Annotated in this window: 9 protein-coding genes; 6 read left to right on the plus strand and 3 right to left on the minus strand. The window is 66.0% G+C overall.

Translation table 11 applies throughout. The features are described 5' to 3' along the window. The coding region (locus tag Q0U08_RS13905) for a squalene/phytoene synthase family protein (protein WP_367271137.1) at positions 1–393 on the minus strand (393 nt) is incomplete at its 3' end. Positions 394–486: 93 nt separating this feature from the next. On the opposite strand from Q0U08_RS13905, the gene Q0U08_RS13910 reads away from it, so the two are divergent. From Q0U08_RS13910 to Q0U08_RS13920, 3 genes are read left to right on the plus strand one after another with little or no spacing between them, the layout of a single operon-like run. After that, entirely contained in the window at positions 487–2,343 is a 1,857-nt protein-coding gene (locus Q0U08_RS13910) for a TadE/TadG family type IV pilus assembly protein (protein WP_298091985.1), read from the plus strand. Between the two features lie 35 nt (positions 2,344–2,378). Next, a complete protein-coding gene (locus Q0U08_RS13915; RefSeq protein ID WP_298091986.1) occupies positions 2,379–2,945 on the plus strand; it encodes a TadE/TadG family type IV pilus assembly protein in 567 nt (188 codons plus the stop codon). Then, positions 2,942–3,556: a TadE/TadG family type IV pilus assembly protein gene (locus tag Q0U08_RS13920; protein ID WP_298091987.1), complete on the plus strand. Its 615-nt coding sequence runs from the start codon at positions 2,942–2,944 to the stop codon at positions 3,554–3,556. Before Q0U08_RS13915 ends, Q0U08_RS13920 begins: the two co-directional genes overlap by 4 nt. Positions 3,557–3,596: 40 nt before the next feature. Here Q0U08_RS13920 and Q0U08_RS13925 read toward each other — a convergent pair whose 3' ends face one another. Together Q0U08_RS13925 and pdhA are read right to left on the minus strand one after the other, a co-directional pair. Then, complete coding sequence (locus tag Q0U08_RS13925) at positions 3,597–5,036, minus strand: pyruvate dehydrogenase complex E1 component subunit beta (RefSeq protein ID WP_298091989.1); 1,440 nt, start codon at positions 5,034–5,036, stop codon at positions 3,597–3,599. 1 nt (position 5,037) lies between these two features. Continuing rightward, a complete protein-coding gene (pdhA, locus tag Q0U08_RS13930) occupies positions 5,038–6,081 on the minus strand; it encodes a pyruvate dehydrogenase (acetyl-transferring) E1 component subunit alpha (RefSeq protein ID WP_298091992.1) in 1,044 nt (347 codons plus the stop codon). Positions 6,082–6,253: 172 nt separating this feature from the next. Here pdhA and Q0U08_RS13935 point away from each other — a divergent pair, with 172 nt between their 5' ends. From Q0U08_RS13935 to Q0U08_RS13945, 3 genes are all read left to right on the plus strand, one after another. Then, positions 6,254–7,534, plus strand: coding sequence for an MFS transporter (locus Q0U08_RS13935; RefSeq protein WP_298091990.1), 1,281 nt, complete (start codon positions 6,254–6,256; stop codon positions 7,532–7,534). Beyond that, positions 7,531–8,451, plus strand: a complete 921-nt coding sequence (cysK, locus tag Q0U08_RS13940; protein WP_298091991.1) for a cysteine synthase A — start codon at positions 7,531–7,533, stop codon at positions 8,449–8,451. Before Q0U08_RS13935 ends, cysK begins: the two co-directional genes overlap by 4 nt. Before the next feature lie 41 nt (positions 8,452–8,492). Beyond that, the coding region (locus Q0U08_RS13945; RefSeq protein ID WP_298091994.1) for a cell wall hydrolase at positions 8,493–9,316 on the plus strand (824 nt) is incomplete at its 3' end.

The raw sequence follows: 9,316 nt of genomic DNA on the forward strand, positions 1-9,316 counted from the left end.
GCCCGACACGCCCGCCACCAGCGCGAACAGTCCGCCGCCGCGTGCCGGCGCGTGCCGCAGTATCGCCTCCTCGTTCAGCGGCTCTTCCAGCAGCGCATCCCATCCATCGATCATATCCGCCATCGCGGCTCCCGACACACCCGTCGCCGCCAGCGACTGCAACAGCGGATGCGCGGGCGGTGACGTCCCGTCGAGCGCGCACAGCGCCTCATGCCACCAGGTCAGCCGCATCTGGCCGATCATCGGCTCGGTCGTCGTGCGCAGGATCGCCGCCAGCGTATCGTCGAGCGCGAACAGCGCCCGCACCGCCCCCATCGCCTCGGCCGGCGCATAGCCCAGCACCAAAGCGCGCTCCGCGCTCCGCGCATCGGGTGCCGACTCGGATCCTACCATGCTGTTAACCACCTGCATTACCACGACATTATCCATCGCTCTCCTATTCCAAGACATTGAATTGTCGAAAAAATGCGGAGCGGAGCGCAGGTCATGACGGCGAAGCGGATCGGGGGCAAGTCGGTGCCGCGACGCGCGCGTTTCGCCGCATTTCTGCGCTGGCTGCTCCGCGACATCGGTGGCAACACGCTGGCGATCGGCGCGGCGGCGATGATCCCGCTGATCGGCATGATGGGTGGGGCGCTGGACGTCAGCCGCCTGTATCTTACCAAGACCCGGATGCAGCATGCCTGCGACGCGGCCGTGCTCGCCGGACGCCGGACGATGGGCGGCGGCACCTGGAATGCGGCATCGCTCGCGGCGGCGAACCAGTTCTTCAACGCCAACTACCCGCCGGGTGCCTATGGCAGTGCTGCATTGACCACCAGCTTCACGGAGAGCGGCGGCAAGGTATCCGGGGCCATCTCCGCCACCCTGCCGATGACGCTGATGCGCGTGCTGGGCGCGGGCGACAAACCGGTGACGGTGGTGTGCGACGCCGATATGCGCCTGCCCAATACCGACGTGATGTTCGTGCTCGATACCACGGGCTCGATGGGCGACCGGGCGGTATCGACCGATACGCAGACCAAGATCCAGGGCCTGCGCAACGCCGTGAAGTGCTTCTACGAGATCCTCGCCAAACTGCCGACCGATGGTTTGTGCACCAGCAGCAAGCCCAGTGGCGGCACGTCGGGGGTGCAGATCCGCTTCGGCTTCGTTCCCTATGCGACCAACGTCAATGTCGGCTACCTGTTGCCGACCCGTGCGATCGCCAATCGCTGGACCTATCAATCGCGGGAGATCGCGTCGTCCGGCACCACCTGGACCAATCCAGTCCCGACCGGCCAGTCGGTTACGGTGAACGGCAACGATCCCTGCCCGGCACCGCCTGCGTCTACGCCGACGCGGCGGTTTACCGTGCAGCGAACGCCGAATTATTTCCTGATCTTCCTCATCAGCACCACCTGCACCTATTATTCCAGCGACGCGACACAGACGATAACGTGGCGCTACGGCGAGATATCGCACAACATCAGTGGGCTGAAGAACGGCACGAACTGGAACACCAGCTTCACCCTGCCGATCGGCACCGGCGGCAATCCACTGACGATCGACTGGCGTGGCTGCATCGAGGAACGCCGTCCGACGGTCAGCGGCACCAATTTCAGCCCGATACCGGCTGGTGCCACCGATCTCGATATCGATGCCGTACCGACCGCAGACGACCCTGCGACGCAATGGGGGCCGGCACTGCCCGGCCTGATATTCACCCGCCGCACGCCAGCAGGCGGATCAGGCACCGGTGCTTGGAACCGCGATGCGATCAGCGTTTCCGACGACTATGGCAACACGTCGTATTTTGCCTGTCCACAACCGGCCAAGCGCCTGCAAAGTTGGGACAACCCCTATACATTCGACAGCTATGTCGACAGCCTGACGCCGGAGGGCAACACCTATCACGACATCGGCATTCTATGGGGCGCGCGTCTGATGTCTCCGACCGGCATCTTCGCCGCCGACAATGCCAAGACCCCCTCGGGTGGCGATATCGAGCGGCACATGATCTTCATGACCGATGGTGACACCGCGACGGCGGCTTCCGACTATTCGGCCTATGGCATTCCGTGGTTCGATCGCCGCAACGTCGCCAATCCGTCTGCGCCTGGCGCCAGCCTCAACAACGAGGTGAACGCGCGGTTCGAGGCACTGTGCACGGCGGTGAAGAACAAGAACATCACGCTATGGGTGATTTCGTTCGGCAATGGCAGCAACGCCGATACCGAGGCACGCCTGCAACGCTGCGCCTCGTCGGGTACCTATTACTTCAAGGCGGCGGACTCCGCGGCACTGCAGACCGCCTTCACCAGCATCGCGACGCAAATCTCGCAACTGCGGCTGACCAAATGACCTGCCGCCCAACTCTGCGACGTGACGAACGCGGCGTGACGATCGTCGAGTTCGCGCTGGTGGCGCCGGTGTTGTGCCTGTTCCTGGCCGGCGCCTTCGATGTTGCGCACACGCTCTACATGCGCTCGGTGTTGCAAGGCATCGTCCAGAAGACCGGCCGCGACTCGACGCTGGAGGGCTCCACCACCACCGCCCGTCAGGCCGAGATCGACGCTGCCATCACCGCACAGGTGCGCCAACTCTACACCGGCATCACGCCCAGCTTCTCGCGCCGCTATTTCACCACCTACGCCCAGGCCGCCGCCAAGGTGCCGGAGGTCTGGGTGGACACCAACGGCAATGGCCGCTGCGACGCGCAGGAGGTCTATGTCGACAGCAACGGCAACGGCACCTGGGATGCGGATGGCGGCTCGGCGGGCGTGGGTGGCGCCAAGGACCGCGTCGTCTACACCGTCACGCTCAACTATCCCCGCATGCTCCCCCTCGACAAGTTCATCGGGGGCAGCCCGACGACCACCGTGTCCGCCACCACCGTCCTCCAGAACCAGCCCTATTCGGATCAGACGACCACCAGTTCGACCGCGACGGGGCGCTGCGCATGACCCTGCTCCGGAACCGCCGCGGGGTCGCCCTGGTCGAATTCGCGCTGATCTTCCCGATCCTGCTCACGCTCTGCCTGACGGGGGCGGAGATCACCAACTTCATCATCACCAAGATGCGGATAAGCCAGTTGGCCTTGCAACTGGCGGACAATGCTGCGCGCATGGGTGCCGGCTCACCGCTCGCCGCCAAGATCATCACCGAAACCGACATCAACGACCTGTTCATCGGTGCCAACCTGCAATCGGGCGGGCTGGACCTGCGCAACAACGGCCGCGCCATCCTGTCCGATCTGGAACAGGATCCCGTCAATGCCGGCCGATATCGGATCGCCTGGCAGCGCTGCTACGGGCTGAAGACGGCGCGCGCCTCCAGCTACGGCACCGCGGGCACGAACAACATGACCGGCATCGGTCCCGCCGGCCGGCAGGCGACCGCGCTACCCAGCAGCGCAACGATGTTCGTGGAGGTCTATTACGTCTATCCGCCGCTGATCAGCGCACGGCTGGCGCCGGCGACGGAGATCACCGAGATCGCCTCGATGGCGGTGCGCGAGCGGCGCGACCTGTCGGGCATCAACAACGTGCAGGCGGCACCCGTCTCCACCTGCTGAGGGGGGAGCGGCCAGTTGCAGCCACTCCCCGCCCCTGCACTTACTTGTAGGTCACCTTCTTGACCGCCTTCACCACGCGGGCCGCATCGACCAGCGCCAGCTTTTCCAGATTGGCGGCATAGGGCAGCGGCACATCCTCGTTGGTCACGCGCAGCACCGGCGCGTCGAGATCGTCAAAACCCTGCTCCATCACCACCGCGGCGATTTCCGACGCGATCGAGCAGGTCGGCCAGCCCTCTTCCACCACCACCAGGCGGTTGGTCTTGGCGAGCGACTTCAGCACCGTCTTGGTGTCGAGCGGACGCAGCGTGCGCAGGTCGATCACCTCCGCATCGATACCCTCTTCGGCCAGCTTGTCCGCCGCTTCCAGCGAGACGCCGACGCCGATCGAATAGGACACGATCGTCACGTCCTTGCCCGGCCGCATGATCCGCGCCTTGCCGATCGGCAGCACGAAATCGTCCAGCTTGGGCACGTCGAACGAGCGGCCGTACATCAGCTCGTTTTCCAGGAACACGACCGGATCTTCCGAACGGATCGCCGCCTTCAGCAGACCCTTCGCATCGGCCGCGTCATAGGGTGCGATCACGATCAGGCCGGGGACGCTGGCGTACCACGGGCCATAATTCTGCGAGTGCTGCGCACCGACGCGGCTGGCGGCACCGTTGGGGCCACGGAACACGATCGGGCAGCGCATCTGGCCACCGGACATATAGTTGGTCTTGGCGGCCGAGTTGATGATGTGGTCGATCGCCTGCATGGCGAAGTTGAACGTCATGAACTCGATGATCGGCTTCAGGCCGCCCATCGCGGCGCCCGTGCCGACGCCGGCAAAGCCGTATTCGGTGATCGGCGTGTCGATCACGCGACGGTCGCCGAACTCGTCGAGCAACCCCTGCGTCACCTTGTACGCGCCCTGATACTGCGCGACTTCCTCGCCCATCACGAACACGCGGTCGTCGGCGCGCATTTCCTCGGCCATCGCATCGCGCAGCGCCTCGCGCACCGTGGTCTTCACCATCTCGGTGCCTTCCGGGATCTCCGGATCGGCGACCTCACCCTGGTGCGCGGCCGCCTCGAACATCTGGCGGGCGCCCGTGTCGACCTTCTCCTGCGCCGGGTGCGCGGAGTCCTCGACCGTGTCGGCCGGCTTGTTCTCGTCGGCCTTGGCCTCGCCCTCGGGGCTGTCGTCCTTGGTGGCGCCGCCCGAACCCGCCGCCGCGGCCGAGACATCCTCGCCCTCTTCGGCGATCAGCGCGATGGCGGTGCCGACCTTTACGTTGTCGGTGCCCTCGGCGACGATGATCTTGGCGATCACGCCCTCATCGACCGCCTCGAACTCCATCGTCGCCTTGTCGGTCTCGATCTCGGCCATGATGTCGCCGGACTTCACCGTGTCGCCTTCCTTTACCAGCCACTTGGCCAGCGTGCCCTCTTCCATCGTGGGCGACAGGGCCGGCATCTTGATCTCGATCGCCATCTCAGTAACGCTCCACCAGCACTTCAGTATAGAGTTCGGCCGGATCCGGCTCGGGGGTCTGTTCCGCGAAGTCGGCGGCGGCGTTCACTTCCTTGCGGATCTGCTGCTCGATCGCCTTCAGTTCGTCTTCCTTCACGCCCTGCTCTTCCAGCAGGCGCTTGACGTGGTCGATCGGGTCGGACTTGTCGCGCACGCCCTGCACTTCCTCGCGGCTGCGATACTTGGCGGGGTCGGACATGGAGTGGCCGCGATAGCGGTACGTCTTCATTTCCAGGATGACCGGGCCCTTGCCCGCGCGTACCCAGGCCAGCGCCTCCTCGGCGGCACCACGACAGGCGAGCACGTCCATGCCGTCCACCTGGATGCCCGGAATGCGGAAGCTTTCGCCGCGCTTGTAGAGCTGATCCTCGGACGAAGCGCGATTGACGCTCGTGCCCATCGCATACTGGTTGTTTTCGATCACGAAGATGATCGGCAGCTTCCACAGCTCGGCCATGTTGAAGCTTTCGTACACCTGGCCCTGGTTGGCCGCGCCGTCGCCGAAATAGGCAAGGCACACGCCACCATCGTTGCTGTACTTGTGGCCAAAGGCCAGGCCGGTGCCCAGCGACACCTGCGCGCCGACGATGCCGTGGCCGCCATAGAATTTATGCTCGGTCGAGAACATGTGCATCGACCCGCCCTTGCCCTTGGAGATGCCCGCGGCACGCCCCGTCAGCTCGGCCATGATGACCTTGGGATCGATGCCATAGGCCAGCATGTGGCCATGGTCCCGGTATCCGGTGATCACCGAATCCTTGTCGCCATCCAGCGCGGACTGCAGGCCGACGGCGACCGCTTCCTGGCCGATATACAAGTGGCAGAAACCACCGATCAGACCCAGGCCGTACAACTGGCCGGCCTTCTCTTCAAAGCGCCGGATGAGCAGCATGTGCTTGTAGAAGTCGAGCAGCTCCTCGCGCGAAGCCTGATAAGGCTGCGGTTCGGCGGGGCGCTCCCGGTTGGGGACGGGCGGTTCGGTCGAACGGCTTGGGGCTTTGGCCACAGTCGGGAACACCTTTGTTTCCGTAGGGGAGGATGCCCGCCTATAAGCGCGATTTCTCCGGAAACTCAAACCCCTTCGATGGTGCAGTGCAGCACGATCTCAGCTTCGCATGGCAGAAGCGTTGCCATGGTTGCCAGTTTGCCGCCCCCCCGCCTAAAGACCTACCAATATCATGGACAAACCCCTTCACCCGTTCCGCATCGCCAACTTCCGCGCCTATTGGCTGTCGCGGTTGTCCGGCACCATCGCGCAGACCGCGCTCGCCATCGTCATCGGCTGGCAAGTCTATGGGCTGGCGCGCGAAACCATGGATGTGCGCGACGCCGCCTTTCTGCTTGGAATGATTGGCGCGGCGCAGTTCGTGCCGCTGTTCCTGCTGACCCCGGTCACCGGCCTCGTCGCCGACAGCGTCGACCGGCGCTGGATCGTGCGCGCGACGACCGCGCTCATCATGCTGGTCTCCGCCGGGCTAGGCTTTCTTACCTGGGCCGGGGCGCTGACCCTGCCCGCGCTCTTCTTCGCCGCGGTCCTGATCGGCATCGCGCGTGCCTTTACCGGCCCGGCCTATTCCGCGCTCGCCCCCAATCTGGTCCCGCGGGAAAGTTTGCCGACCGCCATCGCGATATCCTCGATCGCCTGGCAGGTCGGCTCGATCGCCGGCCCCAGCGTCGGCGGGCTGCTCTACGCGATCCACCCCGATGTCGCCTATGCAACGGTCACGGGCCTGTTCGTCATCGCGCTTCTCACCATGCTGACCATCGGCCCGGTGCCACAGCCCCCCGCGCAAAAGGACCGCCGCCCGCTGGTGCGCATCCTGGAGGGCTTTTCCTATGTCCGCCGCAACCGGCTGGTACTGGCGGCGATCACGCTCGATCTGTTCGTCGTGCTGCTCGCCGGCGCCACCGCGCTGCTGCCCATCTATGCCCGCGACATCCTGCATGTCGGTGCGCAAGGACTGGGGCTGCTGGCGGCAGGCATGGGCATCGGTGCGGCAACCACCGCCATCTGGTTCTCCTTCCGCCCGATGAGCAGCAATGTCGGCGTAAAGATGCTGATCGCGGTGATCGTCTTCGCGCTCGCCATCCTGACCTTCGGCCTGTCGACTTCCTTCCCGCTCAGCGTTGCCGCGCTGATCGTCGCGGGCGGCGCCGACATGGTCTCGGTCTATGTACGCCAGTCGCTGATCCAGTTGCACACGCCTGACGAGATGCGCGGCCGCGTCTCGGCGGTGTCGCAGCTCACCATCTCCGCCTCCAACGAACTGGGGGAGGCGGAAAGCGGCCTGCTCGCCTCGCTGCTCGGCCCCGTCGGCGCGGTGGTCGCGGGCGGCTGTGCCGCGATCGTCGTCACGCTCGCCTGGGCGCGTCTGTTCCCCGAGTTGAAGCGCGCACGGACCTTCGATCCCCCCGATATGTTACAGGTTGAACCCCAGCACGGAGAAGCGAAGCCATGAAGGCCAACACGATCCTGGACACGATCGGCAACACGCCGCACATCAAGATCCAGCGCCTGTTCCCGCAATCCGAGGTGTGGATCAAATCCGAACGATCCAACCCCGGCGGATCGATCAAGGACCGCATCGCGCTCGCCATGATCGAGGCGGCGGAAGCGGACGGCAGCCTGCAACCCGGCGGTACCATCGTCGAGCCGACCAGCGGCAACACCGGCGTCGGCCTGGCGATGGTCGCCGCGGTCAAGGGCTACAAGCTGATCCTGGTCATGCCCGAATCGATGTCGGTCGAGCGCCGCCGCCTGATGCTCGCCTACGGCGCGACCTTTGACCTCACCCCCCGCGAAAAGGGCATGAAGGGCGCGATCGAGCGTGCCTTGGAACTGGTCCGCGAGACGCCCGGCGCCTGGATGCCGCAACAGTTCGAGAACCCGGCAAACATCGACGTCCATGTCCGCACCACCGCGCTCGAAATCCTCAACGACTTCCGCGATGCGCCGATCGACGTGCTGATCACCGGCGTCGGCACCGGTGGCCACATCACCGGCGTCGCCGAGACGTTGAAGAAGGAATGGCCCGACCTCAAGGTCTTCGCGGTCGAACCGTCCGCTTCCCCGGTCATCGCCGGCGGCCAGCCCGGCCCGCACCCGATCCAGGGCATCGGCGCGGGCTTCATCCCCGCCAACCTCCACACCGCCGCGATCGACGGCGTGATCGAGGTCGACGCCTCGGTCGCCAAGGACATGGCCCGCCGCTCCGCGTCCGAGGAGGGCATCCTGGTCGGCATCTCGTCGGGCGCGACGCTCGCCGCGATCCTGCAGAAGCTGCCGGACCTGCCGGACGGCGTGCGGGTGCTGGGCTTCAACTACGACACGGGCGAACGCTATCTGTCGGTACCGGACTTCCTGCCCGAACAGTGACGCCCATCCCTGAACAGCGCGTAAGGGAACCCTTGCGCGCGATCCTTTGCGCGATCGCCGCCGCCGCGGTGATCGCGCCGGCGCTGGTCGTCACCCACGCACCGGCCACGCCGGTGCGACCGCGCCTCCGCGTCAAGGCGCCGCCACAACGCGTCGTACCCAAGGCGGAGGTGCCGCCGGTCGAACCGGTCGCCTTTGTCGACCTGCCCCCGGACGAGGCACGCGCCTTCAACGCCGGCGTTCCTTTCTCCACCGCCCCCAATCCCGCCGCCCGCCCGTTCCGCTTCGCGGGCTCGGCGGAGGACCGCGCGCGGGCGCTCGACTGCCTCGCCACCGCCGTCATCTACGAGGCGGGCGACGACTCGGTCGGCGAGCGTGCAGTGGCGCAGGTCATCCTCAACCGCCTGCGCCACCCCGCATTCCCCAAGACCGTCTGCGGCGTGGTGTTCGAGGGGCAGGAGCGTACCACCGGCTGCCAGTTCACCTTCACCTGCGATGGTGCGCTGACCCGCTGGCATCCCTCCGACATCGCCTGGCGCCGGGCGCGGCAGGTGGCGGAACTGGCGCTGAACGGTGCGGTCTATCGCCCCGTCGGCTATGCAACGCACTACCATACGGACTGGGTCGTACCCTATTGGCAATCCAGTCTCGACAAGGTGGCCGGTGTCGGCAGCCACCTGTTCTTCCGCTGGTCGAGCTGGTGGGGCACGCCGCCCGCCTTCAATCGCCGCTGGACGGGTGGCGAGCCGGTGATCGCCAAACTCGCCGACCGCTCCGACGCACACCGCATGGGCGGGGCGCTGGTCGCCGCCGACGCCGCGATGGTCGAAGCGCTCGTCGCCAGCGACGGCGCCGTCCCCGCATC

The sequence above is a fragment of the uncultured Sphingomonas sp. genome, from assembly GCF_946477935.1.
In the GTDB taxonomy this organism is placed as follows: Bacteria; Pseudomonadota; Alphaproteobacteria; order Sphingomonadales; family Sphingomonadaceae; genus Sphingomonas.

Coding starts and splice junctions, on each gene's coding strand:
- Q0U08_RS13910 (WP_298091985.1), top strand. CDS start 487: ATGACGGCGAAGCGGATCGGGGGCAAGTCGGTGCCGCGACGCGCGCGT.
- Q0U08_RS13920 (WP_298091987.1), top strand. CDS start 2,942: ATGACCCTGCTCCGGAACCGCCGCGGGGTCGCCCTGGTCGAATTCGCG.
- Q0U08_RS13925 (WP_298091989.1), bottom strand. CDS start 5,036: ATGGCGATCGAGATCAAGATGCCGGCCCTGTCGCCCACGATGGAAGAG.
- Q0U08_RS13935 (WP_298091990.1), top strand. CDS start 6,254: ATGGACAAACCCCTTCACCCGTTCCGCATCGCCAACTTCCGCGCCTAT.
- cysK (WP_298091991.1), top strand. CDS start 7,531: ATGAAGGCCAACACGATCCTGGACACGATCGGCAACACGCCGCACATC.